This window comes from Pseudomonas kitaguniensis (genome assembly GCF_009296165.1).
Taxonomy (GTDB): Bacteria; Pseudomonadota; Gammaproteobacteria; order Pseudomonadales; family Pseudomonadaceae; genus Aquipseudomonas; species Aquipseudomonas kitaguniensis.
Genome location: NZ_VUAZ01000155.1, coordinates 1 through 14,142 on the forward strand (window position 1 = coordinate 1; position 14,142 = coordinate 14,142).

Genomic DNA, 14,142 nt, shown 5'->3' on the forward strand with positions numbered 1-14,142 from the left:
GCATCGGCATCTCGCTGCTGTACTTCGGCGCCTCCGAGCCGCTGGACCACTACTTCAACCCGCCCGAAGGCGTGGCCGCCAGCAACGGTGCAGCACGCCAGGCGTTGCAACTGACGTTCCTGCATTGGGGCCTGCACGGCTGGGCGATTTACGCGCTGGTCGGCTTGGCCGTGGCGTACTTTGCGTACCGGCATAACCAGCCGCTGGCGTTGCGTTCGGCGTTGTACCCGCTGGTGGGCGAACGCTGGGTAAAAGGCGCGGCTGGCCATGCGGTGGACGGTTTTGGCATGTTCGTGACCTTGCTCGGCCTGGTGACGAACCTGGGCATCGGCTCGATGCAGGTGTCGTCCGGGTTGGAAAACCTGTTCGGCATGCAGCACAGCAACACCAACCTGTTGATTGTGATCATCGTGATGAGCACTGTGGCGACCATCGCCGCCGTGTCGGGTGTGGAAAACGGTATTCGCCGCCTGTCGAACCTCAACATCGTGCTGTTCAGCGGTTTGCTGATCTTCGTGTTGCTGTTCGGCCCCACCCTGCACCTGCTCAATGGCTTGGTGCAAAACACCGGCGATTACCTCAACGGCATTGTGCTGAAAACCTTCGATCTTTATGTGTACGCAGGCGACGCCGACAAGACCGAGCGCTGGATGGGCCTGTGGACCCTGTTCTACTGGGCGTGGTGGATTTCGTGGGCGCCATTCGTGGGCATGTTCATCGCGCGTATTTCGCGTGGTCGCACCGTGCGTGAACTGGTGGCCGGCGTGCTGTTGATTCCGCTGGGCTTCACCCTGGCGTGGCTGTCGATCTTCGGTAACTCGGCGCTGGACCTGGTGCTGAACCACGGTGCGGTGGAGCTGGGCAAGACGGCGCTGGAACAACCGTCGATGGCCATCTACCAGTTGCTTGAGCATTACCCGGCGTCGAACATCGTGATCGGCGTGTCGATTTTCGTCGGCTTTGTGTTGTTCCTGACCCCGGCGGATTCCGGCGCGGTGATGATGGCTAACCTGTCGTGCACCGGCGGCAACGTGGACGAAGATGCGCCGCACTGGCTGCGTATCTTCTGGTCGGCGGTAATCACTCTGGTGACCATCGGCCTGTTGTTTGCCGGCAACTTCGAAGCCATGCAAACCATGGTGGTGTTGGCGGGGCTGCCGTTCTCGGTGGTGCTGATTCTGTTCATGTTCGGTTTGCACAAGGCCATGCGCCAGGACGTGGCGATCGAACAGGAGCAGGCGCAACTGGCCGAGCGTGGCCGCCGTGGTTTCAGCGAGCGTTTGACCGCGCTGGACCTGCAACCGAGCCAGGCCACCGTGCAGCGCTTTTTGGACAAGCACGTAACGCCGGCGCTGGAAGAGGCGGCGACGGCGTTGCGTGATCAGGGGCTGGACGTGCAGACCCTGTTGGGCAAATCCAAACGCTGTATTGGTCTGCGCATCGAGATGGGGGAGGGCAACCCGTTTGTTTACGAAGTGAGCCTGGATGCTTACTCGTCGGCCCCAGGCGACTTGCCCGAGGAAGAGCGCACGCGTTTCTACCGGGCCGAGGTTTACCTGCACAACGGGCCTCAGGAATACGACCTGATGGGCTTCGCCCAGGAACAAATCACCCGGGACGTGCTCGATCAGTTTGAAAGCCATCGGCAGCTCCTTGGCCGTGTCTATAGCTGATGATTGAGCCTGGTGGGAATGCGCTCAACTGTGGGAGGGGGCTTGCTCCCGATGGCGGTGTTTCAGTCAGCACAGCTGCTACTGTTGCACTGCTATCGGGAGCAAGCCCCCTCCCACACTGACCGCGTTTTTTCAGTGGGGTTTGGGGTGTTGGGTTAGCCGAGGTTTTTGCCGAGCAGGGCGTGGTAAAGCTCGCTGTCGCCCAATATCCCCACCACTTGGTTGTTGTCCTGCAGCACTAACTTATTCCCGGTGTGGTAACGAATCTGCAACGCATCGCGCATGCCGATATTGGAATCCACCAGCGTCGGCACACGGCCCAAACCTTCTACCGGTTGCCCCGGTGCCCAGTTCTGCAGGTTCAACGCTGTGCCGTTCTGGCGGGCGCCCTTGATCACGTTGCCTTCGGTGAGGTCCAGCCAGGAGTCGCCGCCCGGGTCCAGGCTGATCGAGCCGTTCACATGGGTGCAGTTGTCCACCGTGCGCATCAGGCTGCGACCGCACAGCACGTTCAGCGGATTAGTGTGCGCGACGAAGGTGCGCACATAGTCATCCGCCGGGTTCAGCACGATCTCTTCCGGCACGCTGTGCTGGATGATCTTGCCGTCTTTCATGATTGCGATGCGGCTGCCCAGCTTGAGTGCTTCATCCAGGTCATGGCTGACGAACACGATGGTCTTGCTCAGCTTGCGTTGCAGCTCCAGCAGTTCATCTTGCAGGCCTTGGCGAATCAGCGGGTCGAGCGCGGAGAAGGGTTCATCCATCAGCAGAATGTCGGCGTCCATCGCCAAAGCGCGGGCCAGGCCGACGCGTTGCTGCATGCCGCCGGACAGCTCGTCGGGCTTCTTGTTACGCCACTGGGTCAGGCCCACCAGCTCCAGTTTTTCATCCACCAACTTGCGCCGCTCTTTTTCCGGGCGGCCCTGCATCTCAAGGCCAAAGCTGATGTTCTCGCGTACCGTCAGCCAGGGCATCAAGGCGAACTTCTGGAACACCATGGCGATGCGTTTGGTGCGCATCATTTTCAGCTCGGCGGGCGTGCACGAGGCGATGTCGATCTGACGGCCTTCATGCTCCACAAACAACTGACCACGGCTGACGGTATTGAGCCCGTTGATGCAGCGCAGCAAGCTCGACTTGCCGGAGCCCGACAGGCCCATCAGCACACAGATTTCGCCTTTCTCTACATCCAGGCTGGCGTTTTCAACGCCGACAATTTGCCCGGTCTTTTTCAGGATTTCGTTACGGCTCATGCCTTGGTCGAGCAGCTTGAGCGCTTCGCGTGGGTCTTTGGAAAAGATCACGTCGACCTTGTCGAATCGAATAATGCTCATGCATCACCCCCAGTTTTGGCGTCGGGTTGTTTGCAGATGCGGTCAAGCATGATGGCCAGCAATACGATCGCCAGGCCTGCTTCAAAGCCCAAGGCAATGTCGGCGGTGTTCAGCGCGTTGACCACCGGCTTGCCGAGACCGTCGGCGCCCACCAGGGCCGCGATCACCACCATCGACAACGACAGCATGATGCATTGGGTAATGCCGGCAGCGATGCTCGGCATGGCGTGCGGCAGTTCAATGCGCGAGAGCAACTGACGGCGCGAGCAACCAAAGGCCTTGCCGGCGTCCATCAACTCTTGCGGCACATCGCGGATACCCAGGTAGGTCAGGCGGATCGGCGCCGCAATCGCGAACACCACGGTGGAAATCAGCCCAGGCACCACACCCAGCCCGAAGAGGGTCAGGGTAGGGATGAGGTAGACGAAGGTCGGTACGGTCTGCATCAGATCGAGCACCGGCCGCATCAGCGTATAAAACATCGGTTTGTGCGCGGCGATAATGCCCAGCGGCACACCGATGACCACGCAAACCAGGGTCGCGAACAGCACTTGCGCGAGGGTTTCCATGGTTTCCTGCCAGTACCCCAGGTTCAGGATCAGCAGGAAGGAGGCAATCACAAAAACCGTCAGGCCCCATTTACGTTGAATAAAGTGAGCGAGTAGCGCAACCAGACCGATTAATGCCAGCGGGTTGAACCAGGTCAGCGCAAACGTCACGCCGTGGATCATCGTTTCCAGGGTCGATGCGATTGCGTCGAAATAGTTGGCGCCGTGTTCGGTCAACCAATCGACGAAGGCAGCGATGTACTGGCCCAGCGGGATTTTATGTTCAGTCAGCATGGTAGTGAAGGTCCACATGCGAAGGGAAAAACATCCCGGGCCAGCGCACCGGCCCGGGGTCAACAGGCTTACTTGTCGAGATAGGCTTTGACGGCCTCAAGCCCTGGCTTGCCGTCCACGGTGGTCACATTGGCGAGCCAGGTGTCGAGCACTTGCGGGTTCTTCTTCAGCCAGGCCTTGGCCGCGGCGTCGGGCTTCATCTTGTCGTCGAGCACGTTGCCCATCAGGGTGCTTTCCATGTTCAACGTGAACGAGAGGTTTTTCAGCAGTTGGCCAACGTTGCTGCATTCCTGCGTGTAGCCCTTGCGCACGTTGGTGTAGATGGTGGCCTGGCCGTAGTTGGGGCCGAACGAATCATCACCGCCGGTCAGGTATTTCATCTTGAAGCGGGTGTTCATCGGGTGCGGTTCCCAGCCAAGGAACACGATGGCCTTGCCGCGTTTGGTGGCTCGCTCAACTTGCGAGAGCATCCCGGCTTCGCTCGACTCGACCACCTTGAAACCTGCGGTTTTCAGGCCGAAGGCATCCTTGTCGATCAAGGTTTGAATGGTGCGGTTACCGTCGTTGCCTGGTTCGATGCCGTAGATTTTGCCGTCCAGCTCATCCTTGAATTTCACGATGTCGGCGAAGTCTTTCAGGCCCTTGTCATACAGCGCCTCGGGGACGGCCAGGGTGTACTTAGCGTTCTCCAGGTTGGCGCGCACGGTTTCTACGCTGCCGGCATCGCGGTACTGCTTGATGTCGTTCTCCATGGTCGGCATCCAGTTGCCTAGGAAAACGTCCATGTTCTTGCCGTCGGCCAGCGACTTGTAGGTGACCGGTACCGAAATCATCGTGGTGCGCGGCTTGTAGCCCAGGCCCTTGAGGACTTCGCTGGTGGTGGCGGTAGTCACGGTGATGTCGGTCCAGCCGACATCAGAGAAGTTAACGGTCTTGCACTGTTCCGGTTCTGCGGCGTGTGCCATTACCGGCAGACTCAACATGGCGGCCAACAACAACGAGGGTGAACCTTTCATGGGGGTAGACTCCTGTGTCTTTTCTGGCGGCATTCGCCGCGCTTTATAAGGGTTGCGGTTGGGACGTGCGACAGACAGCTCTGGCACGGTGCCTTGCAAACGAGTCGAGACTGATCATGTACCAGTGAAAATCTGACGCCTACAGGGGGCGTCGTATCCAGTACAGGGATGGTCGTATCCAGTGTCGGTGACGTCGCTTACAGCTTTTTTTAACCGCAAAACTGTAGTTTTTACCGATATGCACCGTTAAAAACGGCCAAAACTGACGATTGCGCACGGGCGACGCTGGTTAGCATGGTTACGTCGGTATGAGACGGCTTGATGACGGGCAAAAGCCTGATGATGCCGCGATCTGGGCCGTGTAGCTCGCTGGTGCCTGGCGTGTGCTCACCGAGGCGTTGCACGGCAATGGCGATCAGCGTTTTCGTTTTCGACCTGTTCAAGATCGGCATCGGGCCTTCGAGGTCTCACACCGTCGGCCCCATGCGCGCAGCGGCGTTATTCGTCCAGGCATTGCGTGAACGTGAACTGTTGGAACAAGTCAGGCGGGTCGAAGTTCAGCGTTACGGGTCTTTATCGGCCACCGGCATCGGTCACGGCAGCACACCGCCGCCATTATGGACCAGATGGCCGCGTGGCCAGACACGATAGCGGTGGTGCAGCCACTGCTGCTCATAAAGTGCACACCCCACTGCAAAAGCGCCACCTTTTAGCGCGTCGCAAACAGATAAGTCGCTTTCGAGCAAATTCGCGTTTGACCCGCTGTCACCTGTGCGTGTGGTGACAGAATTTTCCTACGCCCGCAAAGCGCACTTCACATAAGTGCTACCGAACTGCTCACACACCTTGAGCGGACAACGGCTACGCGTTTTTCGAGGCATATCCCGCACTTCTTGCGTGGGCTTATATAGACACGTCAACAGGTCGTTTTCAGGAGTTATTGAATGGTCATTCAATTTTGGGCATGGCATTTGCTCTATCCATTCAAAGCCTCTCTCCCTTCGCTTTTTACCGCTCGGGAACAGAGCGCAATAACAAGAGCCTCGCCTGAGGCCATCACCCGCTTTGTGTGAGGAGATACCGCGATGACGTCGTCCAACTCAGGGGCTCAACCCCAGAACCGTGCGCCCCAATCCATCGGCTTTTTGCTGCTGGACAATTTCACGCTGATTTCCCTGGCGTCCGCCGTGGAACCGCTGCGCATGGCCAACCAACTGTCCGGCCGCGAGCTGTATCGCTGGACAACCCTGAGCGTCGACGGCAACCAGGTGTGGGCCAGCGATGGTCTGCAAATCACCCCCGATGCCTCCATGCACAAAGCGCCAGCGCTGGACACGGTGATCGTGTGCGGCGGCGTCGGTATCCAGCGCACCGTCACCCGCGAGCATGTGTCGTGGCTGCAAAGCCAGGCGCGCCAGTCGCGGCGTCTCGGCGCTGTGTGCACCGGCAGTTGGGCGTTGGCGTGCGCGGGTTTGCTCGATGGGTTTGATTGCAGCGTGCACTGGGAATGCCTGGCGTCGATGCAGGAAGCCTTCCCGCGCGTGGCCATGAGCACACGCCTGTTCACCCTCGACCGCAACCGCTTCACCAGCTCTGGCGGCACTGCGCCGCTGGACATGATGCTGCACCTGATCAGCCGCGACCACGGCCGTGAATTGTCTGCCGCCATCTCCGAGATGTTTGTGTACGAACGCATCCGCAACGAGCAGGACCACCAGCGCGTGCCGCTCAAGCACATGCTCGGCACCAACCAGCCGAAGCTGCAGGAAATTGTCGCGCTGATGGAAGCCAACCTCGAAGAGCCGATCGACCTGGACGAACTGGCGGTGTATGTGGCCGTGTCGCGTCGGCAGTTGGAGCGCTTGTTTCAAAAATACCTGCACTGCTCGCCGTCGCGCTATTACCTCAAGCTGCGCCTGATTCGTGCGCGGCAGTTGCTCAAGCAAACGCCGATGTCGATTATCGAAGTGGCCTCGGTGTGCGGGTTTGTGTCGACGCCGCACTTCTCCAAGTGCTACCGCGAATACTTCGGCATTCCGCCACGCGATGAGCGCGTCGGTTCCAACACCACGCAGCAAGTGGCGATGCTGCCGATTCCGCAGGCGCTGGTGTTGTCACCGCTGTCGGGGCCGTTGTCGGCGTTGAGCCAGGCGCGCAATGAGTCGACGTTTGCGAGTGTAAGGCTGTAGACCGGGTCGCCTGCTATCGCGAGCAAGTCGAATCGTCGCACCGCCGCTCCCACATTTTGAATTGTGAACACAATCACTGTGGGAGCGGGCTTGCTCGCGATAGCGGTCTATCAGGCGCCAGCGTTCTGCTTGAACTGCCCCAACGCCGGCAACAACCGCTGATCAATCGCCTGCCTCACCGCCGGTAAAATCGTCGCGCTGCCGGTGTACATCTGCTCGACCATGCGCTTGAGCGCCTCGGCGCGTGCTTCGTCCAAACCGCGTACCGCAGACTCGCAGGCCTGCTCGGCGCTGGCGCCGCTGGGCACTTCAAAACCCAATGAGCGCAGTTGGCCCAGCAGGTCATCCTGGTCAATCAAATCCGCGTGCATCATGACGTTTATCCTGGTGTAGGGAGCGGGGGCTGAGCTGGATTCTGGTAGGCCTTTGGCCGGTCGGCAAGCGCAGAATCAACGCATGGCTGGGATGGCTATGAGCAGGTCGCTTTCTGGCGGGTTGGCGGTAAGCCAATAATGCGGCCGAGGAGGGTGGGGCGCGGCAAGTCGGCTTGTTCAGTGTGCATGGCCGCGAGTTTTCCCCGCGTGGCCTCGGTGAACGGCGCCGAATGCGGCCCCGCGAGGTCGACGTGCAGCAGCATCTGTTCGTTGCCTGCCAGCGCCGTTGTATCGTCCACATGATGCAAGCTGTGATAGAGGTGCAGGCGCTTGGCATCGTGGGCGATCAGTTGGGTATGCACCTCAACGCTGGCGCCGAGTTTCACTTCGTGCAGGTAATTCAGATGCAGCTCCAGGGTGAACAGCGAATGCCCGCTGGCTTCACGGTTTTCGCTGTTCAGCCCCAGCGTGTCCATCAACGCATCGGTGGCGTAGCTGAAAATCAGCAGGTAGAACGCGTCGCGCAGGTGGCCGTTGTAGTCCACCCAGTCGGGGTGGATTCTTGTGGTGTAAGTCGTCAGTGCAGGCATCACATAAATTCCGGCTATGTATTCGTTCAAATGTGAGAGCTGGCTTGCCTGCGATAGCAATGTACGACTCACCGCCGCTATCGCAGGCAAGCCAGCTCCCACAGGAAATCAACAACGGTTAATCAGCGAAGGTCATGCCGTGCTTGGCTTTGGTGGTTTTCACCGCCTCCAGCACTGCCAACAGGCAATCATCACGATAGCGCTCCAGTGCCGAAATGCTGTGGTCACCCAACTGTTCACGGGTGCCGTCGACCACATCGTCGATCAGTTTGTCGGTCAATTCCGGCGCCGGCAGGTAGGTCCACGGCAACTGCAGCGCCGGGCCGAATTGCGCCATAAAGTGGCGCATGCCAGCGTCACCGCCCGCGAGGGTGTAGGTGAGGAAAGTGCCCATAAATGACCAACGCAAGCCTGCGCCAAAACGGATCGCATCGTCGATCTCGCCGGTGGTCGCCACGCCGTCATTCACCAGGTGCAAGGCCTCACGCCACAGCGCTTCGAGCAAACGGTCAGCGATAAACCCCGGCACTTCCTTGCGCACATGCAGCGGGCGCATGCCGAGCGATTCATATACTTTTATCGCCGCTTGAATTGCCTCCGGCGCCGTATGTTTGCCGCCGACCACTTCGACCAGCGGCAGCAGGTAAACCGGGTTGAACGGGTGGCCCACCACGCAGCGCTCAGGGTGGGTGGAACCTTCGTAGAATTCACTCGGCAACAGCCCCGAGGTGCTCGAACCAATCAGCGCATTCGGCTTGGCCGCCGCGCTGATTTTGCTGTGCAGTTCGAGTTTCAGGTCCAGGCGTTCCGGGGCACTTTCCTGGATAAAGTCGGCGTCTTTTACGCACGCCTCGATGGTGGCCACAAAGCGCAGGCGGTCTTGCGATGCGCCTGGCGCCAGGCCCTGTTTTTCCAGGGCGCCCCACGCGTTGGCGACGCGTTTGCGCAGCGCTGCTTCGGCGCCGGGGGCCGGGTCCCAGGCGACCACGTCCAAGCCGTGGGCCAAGGCGCGCGATACCCAGCCGCTGCCGATGACACCGCTGCCCAGCGCGGCGAAGGTTTTGATTTCGGTGATAAAGCGCATGTCGACATTCCCTGAATAATTCGGTGATTCAATGTGTAAGCCTATCCAAAGGTGGGAGCCGGCTTGCCTGCGATAGCGGTGTGTCAGTTGGCATATTCAGTGGCGGGTGTACCGCCATCGCGGGCAAGCCCGGCTCCCACAGGGTTTTGTTGTGCCTGGCTCAGCCGCGCTGGGTCAGGCCCATCTTGATTCGGCCTTCTGCAGGCGTCATAACCCGCGCGCCCAAGCGGCTCAGAATTTCACTGGCGCGCTCCACCAGTTGGCCGTTGGTGGCGAGCACGCCTTTGTCCAGCCACAGGTTGTCTTCCAGGCCGACCCGTACGTTGCCGCCCAGCAGCACCGCTTGCGCTGCCATCGGCATTTGCATGCGACCGATACCAAAGCCTGCCCACACCGCGTCGGCGGGTAGGTTGTCGACCATGGCTTTCATGCTGGTGGTGTCAGCCGGGGCGCCCCATGGGATGCCCAGGCACAGTTGAAACAGCGGGTTGTCGAGCAGGCCTTCCTTGATCATCTGCTTGGCGAACCACAGGTGGCCGGTGTCGAAAATTTCCAGCTCAGGCTTAACGCCCAGCGCCTGAATGCGCTTGGCACCCGCCCGCAGTTGCGCCGGAGTGGACACGTAAATGCTGTCGCCATCGCCGAAGTTCAGGGTGCCGCAGTCCAGCGTGCAGATTTCCGGCAGCAGCGCTTCCACATGCGCCAGGCGCGTCAGCGGGCCAACCAGGTCAGTGTTGGCGCCGAACGCCATCGGGTTTTCGCCGCCGCCAATCTCCAGGTCGCCGCCCATGCCGGCGGTGAGGTTGACGATGATGTCGATGTCGGCCTCGCGGATGTGCTCCATCACTTCGCGGTACAAAGCGACGTCACGGCTGAACTTTCCGGTGTGGGGGTCACGCACGTGGCAGTGCACCACGGTGGCGCCGGCCTTGGCGGCTTCAACGGCGGCGGCGGCGATTTGTTTGGGCGTGACCGGCACGTGTGGGCTTCTGGCGCTCGTGTCGCCAGCACCGGTGAGTGCGCAGGTGATGATGACGTCGTGGTTCATGCGGCGGGTTCCTTACAGGCGTGATGATGCCGTTCGCGGTCGCCAGTGACCGCGAAACGGCGCTTCAGAAAAAATTTATTTGAGGGTCAATTGCAGGTTGGCGGCAGCCGGTTTGCCGTCAAAGGTGGTCACCCCTTCGAGCCAGCGTTGCTGGTCTTGCGGGTGATCCTTGAGCCACTGCCTGGCCGACTCCATCGGGTCTTTGTGATCCAGCAACGGCTGCATCATGCGGCTCTCGTCGGCGGCGGTGAAGGTCAGGTTGGTCAGCAGTTTGTGCACGTTCGGGCACTGCTCGGCATAGGTCGGCGACGTCACGCTCCACACGGTGGCCATGCCTTCGTTCGGGCCAAGGGCATCGTCGCTGCCGGTGAGGTAAGTCATCGCCACATTGACGTTCATCGGGTGCGGCGCCCAGCCGAAGAACACCACGGCTTCCTTGCGCCGCACCGCGCGGTCGACGGCGGCGAGCATGCCGGCTTCGCTGGATTCCACCAGTTGGAACTTGCCCAGGCCGAACTGGTTTTTGGCGATCATTGCCTTGATCTGCGTGTTGGCGCCCGAGCCCGGCTCGATGCCGTAGAGCTTGCCGCCGAGGTCTTTCTCGAACCGGGCAATATCGGCGAAGGTTTTCAGGCCCTTGTCCGCCAGGTAAGTCGGCACGGCGAGGGTGGCGCGGGCATCTTGCAGGCTGGGTTTGTCGAGGACTTTGACCTGCTTGGCCTCCACGAACGGCGTGATGGTTTGGGTCATCAACGGGTTCCAATAGCCGAGGAACATATCCAGGCGCTTGTCACGGATGCCAGCGAAGATGATTTGCTGGGAGGCGCTGGTTTGTTTGGTCTTGTAGCCGAGGCCATCGAGCAATACCTGGGTCATGGCGCTGGTGGCGATGACGTCGGTCCAGTTCACCACGCCCATGCGCACGTTTCGGCAGGATTCTGCGTCGGCCGCTAAAACGCTGGTGCTCAAAATGGCACTGGCGCTGAGTGCCAGCACGCAGCGGCTGATCAGTCGGTTCATGGTGAATCCCTCGGCAGCTGGTTATTGTGGGGGCCGGCGTCTTTGTGCGCCGTGGGATCAAGTTACGTACCTTCCGGCCCGACAAAACGCACGGCGGCGACCCGCTCTTGCACTGCAGCGACCTGCCCCCTTGAAACCGCGCATTAACGGGAGTATCACAGTGCCACGCTGCCCGCCCGACGAGAGCGCCACCATGCCCCAGGATGTCTACTTTTTGCTGATGCCGGGCTTCTCGGCCATCGGTTTTATCTCTGCGCTGGAACCGCTGCGGGTGGCCAACCGCTTTCGCGGCGAGCTGTACCGCTGGCACATCTTGAGTGCCGACGGCGGCGCGGTGCTGGCGAGCAATGGCATGTCGGTCAACGCCGAAGCCGCGCTGGAGCCGCTGAAAAAAGGCGCGACGCTGTTGGTGGTCGCAGGCTTCGAACCGCTGCAGTTCGCCACGCCCGCTCTGGGGCAGTGGCTACGCCGCCTCGACCACGAAGGCGTGACCCTCGGCGCCATCGACACGGGCGCCTGCGTGCTCGCCGAAGCCGGTCTACTCGACGGCTACCGCCTGACGTTGCACTGGGAAGCCATCGAGGCCTTCAAGGAGTCTTATCCACACCTGAGCGTGACGCAGGAGTTGTTTGAGATCGACCGCCGCCGCATCACCTGCGCCGGTGGCACCGCTTGCATCGACCTGATGCTCGACCTGATCGCCCAGGCGCATGGCGCTGAGCTGGCGATTCAGGTCTCGGAACAATTCGTGCTCGGGCGTATCCGCCCGCGCAAAGACCACCAGCGCATGCAAATCGCCACGCGCTACGGCATCAACAACAAAAAACTCGTGCAAGTGATCGGCGAGATGGAGCAACACACCGAGCCGCCGCTGAGCACGTTGGCGCTGGCCGAAGCGATCAACGTGACCCGCCGCCAGTTGGAGCGGCTGTTTCGCCTGCATTTGAACGACACACCGAGCAATTTCTACCTTGGCCTGCGCCTTGCAAAAGCCCGGCAGCTGTTGCGCCAGAGCGACCTGAGCGTGCTGGAAGTAAGCATCGCCTGCGGGTTTGAGTCGCCGTCGTATTTCACGCGCAGCTACAGGGCCAAGTTTGCCAAGTGCCCGCGGGAGGATCGGCGACGGGAGGTGGTTTGATGGCGAATTATAGTGTTTTATACTCGCAGGTATAATTTATAGTCCTTTCCATAATTGAGTATAAAAGTATGTCGACTCACAGCGGCTTTGTGTTCCGCCGCCCCGCCCTGGCACGCAGCATTGCCGACGGCCTGGTGGGGGCCGGTATTCAGGATTTTACCTCTGGCCTGTTTCTCGCGGCGCCGCGCCGCACCGGCAAAAGCACTTTTTTACGCGAAGACCTGATCCCTGAATGCCAGGCACGCGGCTGGCTGGCGGTGTATGTCGACCTGTGGGCCGACAAGGAGCAAGACCCCGCCGACCTGATCGCCAGTGCGATTGCCGGGGCTTTGGTGCCGTTTGAAAAGGGCATCCGTAAACTGGCAAAAAACATCGGCATCGAAAAACTCAGCTTCCTGCGCACCTTGTCCTGGGATTTCACCAAACCCCAACTCCCGGTCGGCGCGACGCTGACGCAGGCTCTGGAGTTGCTCCACAACGCTGCCGGCAAAACCGTGGTGCTGGTGATTGATGAAGCTCAGCATGCGCTGACTACCGACGCGGGCATAAACGCGATGTTTGCCCTGAAGGCTGCGCGCGATCAGCTCAACCAAGGCCGGGAAGGCGAGGGCAGTGGTTTGCGCCTGGTGTTTACCGGCTCCAACCGCGACAAACTCGCGCATTTGGTGTTGGTTAAAAGCCAACCGTTCTTCGGCTCCAGCATCACGCCATTTCCCTTGCTCGGCAAAGAGTTCACCCAGGCCTACACCGTGCACCTCAACGCGCACCTGGCCGAGACCAATCAATTCAACCCCGCCGACATCGACCAGGCGTTCGAGCTGGTCGGGCGTCGCCCGGAGATGTTGCGCACCATCATCGGTGAAGTCGCGCTGGAACTCGGCGAGGCGAGCAACCTCGGCCAACTGCTGCACAGCCGCGCCGAACTGCTGCGCGCAGGCGTGTGGACCGAATTCGAAAGCGCCTGGAACAATCTCACCATCGCGCAGCGTGCGGTACTGGAAGTGATGGTGGCGCGTTCGCAAAACAACGAGCCGTTCGCGCCGTTCACCGACAGCACGATTACGGCGGTCAGCCAGGCGCTGGAGGCCATGGGCAGCGACGTGGTGCCAGGCACCCAGACCATTCAGGCCTGCATCGATGCCCTGCGCGACAAGGAACTGGTGTGGAAGTCGAGCCGAGGCGGTTATGCGCTGGAAGACAAATCCTTCGGCGACTGGCTGCAGCACAAGCGCCGCACACCCAACTGAAAGGCAATACATCTCAAATGTGGGAGGGGGCTTGCTCCCGATGACGGTGCAGTTGCTGATTCAACAAGTGACTGACCCGACGGTATCGGGAGCAAGCCCCCTCCCACATTGAAGTGTGCTGGGGCTCACTTTTTTGATCGTCATCGCAGGCAAGCCCCTGCCATACAAGGGCGTGAAAAGTGGTACGTCAATTGTTCATAATGTTTTAAATAATAGATAATATATTGTCCTTTATTTTATGTGCCAGCCTCGCGGTTGCTACACTTATCTGAGGTCGCACCATGGCCCTTACTCATAGCCTCTACTCCCCTGGTGAGATCGCCTTGCAGATAGCCCGCAATGCCAAGGCGCTGCGGCTGAGCAAAAACCTTTCTCGTCGGGCACTGGCTGCTCAGTCCGGAGTCAACGAGTCGACGCTCAAACGCTTTGAAACCACCGGCAAGGTTTCCCTGGATGCCATGCTGCTGATCGCGACGAGTTTAGGTGTCGGGTCGCAACTGGCGAATTTGTTCAGTGCACCACCGCCACTCAGCCTTCAAGAACTGAAAACTCAAACCAGGCTTCGAGGTCGTCGATGAAACCGGTCA

At 60.2% G+C, this 14,142-nt stretch carries 14 protein-coding genes and 1 pseudogene; 6 read left to right on the forward strand and 9 right to left on the reverse strand.

All coding sequences use genetic code 11. The features are described 5' to 3' along the window. Positions 1-1,673, forward strand: a 1,673-nt coding sequence (locus F0169_RS23445) for a BCCT family transporter (protein WP_152747752.1), incomplete at its 5' end; no start/stop codon positions are given. Positions 1,674-1,828: 155 nt separating this feature from the next. Here F0169_RS23445 and choV read toward each other — a convergent pair. The 4 genes from choV to F0169_RS27480 form a co-directional block, all read right to left on the reverse strand. After that, positions 1,829-3,007: a choline ABC transporter ATP-binding protein gene (gene choV, locus F0169_RS23450; protein ID WP_058415172.1), complete on the reverse strand. Its 1,179-nt coding sequence runs from the start codon at positions 3,005-3,007 to the stop codon at positions 1,829-1,831. Beyond that, entirely contained in the window at positions 3,004-3,849 is an 846-nt protein-coding gene (gene choW / locus F0169_RS23455; protein WP_058415173.1) for a choline ABC transporter permease subunit, read from the reverse strand. The genes choV and choW overlap by 4 nt, the downstream gene beginning before the upstream one ends. A 68-nt stretch (positions 3,850-3,917) precedes the next feature. Continuing rightward, complete coding sequence (locus tag F0169_RS23460; protein WP_099234770.1) at positions 3,918-4,865, reverse strand: choline ABC transporter substrate-binding protein; 948 nt, start codon at positions 4,863-4,865, stop codon at positions 3,918-3,920. Between the two features lie 230 nt (positions 4,866-5,095). After that, entirely contained in the window at positions 5,096-5,317 is a 222-nt protein-coding gene (locus F0169_RS27480; RefSeq protein ID WP_058415175.1) for a hypothetical protein, read from the reverse strand. Here F0169_RS27480 and F0169_RS23465 point away from each other — a divergent pair. Together F0169_RS23465 and gbdR are read left to right on the forward strand one after the other, a co-directional pair. Then, positions 5,280-5,515, forward strand: a pseudogene (locus tag F0169_RS23465) (serine dehydratase beta chain); the annotation flags it as partial. The gene F0169_RS27480 and the pseudogene F0169_RS23465 overlap by 38 nt on opposite strands. 435 nt (positions 5,516-5,950) lie before the next feature. Then, positions 5,951-7,054 carry a choline metabolism transcriptional regulator GbdR gene (gene gbdR / locus F0169_RS23470; protein ID WP_058415176.1) on the forward strand — a complete coding sequence of 368 codons (1,104 nt, stop codon included), beginning with the start codon at positions 5,951-5,953 and terminating at the stop codon, positions 7,052-7,054. 110 nt (positions 7,055-7,164) lie between these two features. On the opposite strand, the gene F0169_RS23475 is transcribed toward gbdR, so the two are convergent. The 5 genes from F0169_RS23475 to F0169_RS23495 form a co-directional block, all read right to left on the reverse strand. After that, complete coding sequence (locus F0169_RS23475) at positions 7,165-7,428, reverse strand: hypothetical protein (RefSeq protein ID WP_099234768.1); 264 nt, start codon at positions 7,426-7,428, stop codon at positions 7,165-7,167. A 95-nt stretch (positions 7,429-7,523) separates the two neighbouring features. Continuing rightward, complete coding sequence (locus F0169_RS23480) at positions 7,524-8,018, reverse strand: thioesterase family protein (protein WP_152747753.1); 495 nt, start codon at positions 8,016-8,018, stop codon at positions 7,524-7,526. A 118-nt stretch (positions 8,019-8,136) separates the two neighbouring features. Continuing rightward, positions 8,137-9,102: an L-carnitine dehydrogenase gene (locus F0169_RS23485; RefSeq protein ID WP_152747754.1), complete on the reverse strand. Its 966-nt coding sequence runs from the start codon at positions 9,100-9,102 to the stop codon at positions 8,137-8,139. A 160-nt stretch (positions 9,103-9,262) separates the two neighbouring features. Beyond that, a complete protein-coding gene (gene cdhC, locus F0169_RS23490; protein ID WP_152747755.1) occupies positions 9,263-10,150 on the reverse strand; it encodes a 3-dehydrocarnitine:acetyl-CoA trimethylamine transferase CdhC in 888 nt (295 codons plus the stop codon). A gap of 75 nt (positions 10,151-10,225) precedes the next feature. Continuing rightward, positions 10,226-11,170, reverse strand: a complete 945-nt coding sequence (locus tag F0169_RS23495; RefSeq protein ID WP_058415181.1) for a choline ABC transporter substrate-binding protein — start codon at positions 11,168-11,170, stop codon at positions 10,226-10,228. A gap of 193 nt (positions 11,171-11,363) precedes the next feature. On the opposite strand from F0169_RS23495, the gene F0169_RS23500 reads away from it, so the two are divergent. The 3 genes from F0169_RS23500 (at position 11,364) to F0169_RS23510 (ending at position 14,133) form a co-directional block, all read left to right on the forward strand. Then, entirely contained in the window at positions 11,364-12,308 is a 945-nt protein-coding gene (locus F0169_RS23500) for a GlxA family transcriptional regulator (protein WP_152747756.1), read from the forward strand. Positions 12,309-12,376: 68 nt separating this feature from the next. Beyond that, on the forward strand, positions 12,377-13,555 hold the full coding sequence (locus tag F0169_RS23505; RefSeq protein WP_058415183.1) for an AAA family ATPase: 1,179 nt from the start codon (positions 12,377-12,379) through the stop codon (positions 13,553-13,555). A gap of 281 nt (positions 13,556-13,836) precedes the next feature. Next, positions 13,837-14,133 (forward strand): helix-turn-helix domain-containing protein, encoded by a 297-nt coding sequence (locus F0169_RS23510; RefSeq protein ID WP_058415184.1) that lies wholly within the window; start codon positions 13,837-13,839, stop codon positions 14,131-14,133. The last annotated feature ends 9 nt before the right edge of the window (positions 14,134-14,142 follow it).

Coding starts and splice junctions, on each gene's coding strand:
- F0169_RS23480 (WP_152747753.1), bottom strand. CDS start 8,018: ATGCCTGCACTGACGACTTACACCACAAGAATCCACCCCGACTGGGTG.
- choW (WP_058415173.1), bottom strand. CDS start 3,849: ATGCTGACTGAACATAAAATCCCGCTGGGCCAGTACATCGCTGCCTTC.
- F0169_RS27480 (WP_058415175.1), bottom strand. CDS start 5,317: ATGCCGATCTTGAACAGGTCGAAAACGAAAACGCTGATCGCCATTGCC.
- F0169_RS23495 (WP_058415181.1), bottom strand. CDS start 11,170: ATGAACCGACTGATCAGCCGCTGCGTGCTGGCACTCAGCGCCAGTGCC.
- gbdR (WP_058415176.1), top strand. CDS start 5,951: ATGACGTCGTCCAACTCAGGGGCTCAACCCCAGAACCGTGCGCCCCAA.
- F0169_RS23510 (WP_058415184.1), top strand. CDS start 13,837: ATGGCCCTTACTCATAGCCTCTACTCCCCTGGTGAGATCGCCTTGCAG.
- choV (WP_058415172.1), bottom strand. CDS start 3,007: ATGAGCATTATTCGATTCGACAAGGTCGACGTGATCTTTTCCAAAGAC.
- F0169_RS23485 (WP_152747754.1), bottom strand. CDS start 9,102: ATGCGCTTTATCACCGAAATCAAAACCTTCGCCGCGCTGGGCAGCGGT.
- F0169_RS23460 (WP_099234770.1), bottom strand. CDS start 4,865: ATGAAAGGTTCACCCTCGTTGTTGTTGGCCGCCATGTTGAGTCTGCCG.
- F0169_RS23475 (WP_099234768.1), bottom strand. CDS start 7,428: ATGATGCACGCGGATTTGATTGACCAGGATGACCTGCTGGGCCAACTG.
- cdhC (WP_152747755.1), bottom strand. CDS start 10,150: ATGAACCACGACGTCATCATCACCTGCGCACTCACCGGTGCTGGCGAC.
- F0169_RS23505 (WP_058415183.1), top strand. CDS start 12,377: ATGTCGACTCACAGCGGCTTTGTGTTCCGCCGCCCCGCCCTGGCACGC.
- F0169_RS23500 (WP_152747756.1), top strand. CDS start 11,364: ATGCCCCAGGATGTCTACTTTTTGCTGATGCCGGGCTTCTCGGCCATC.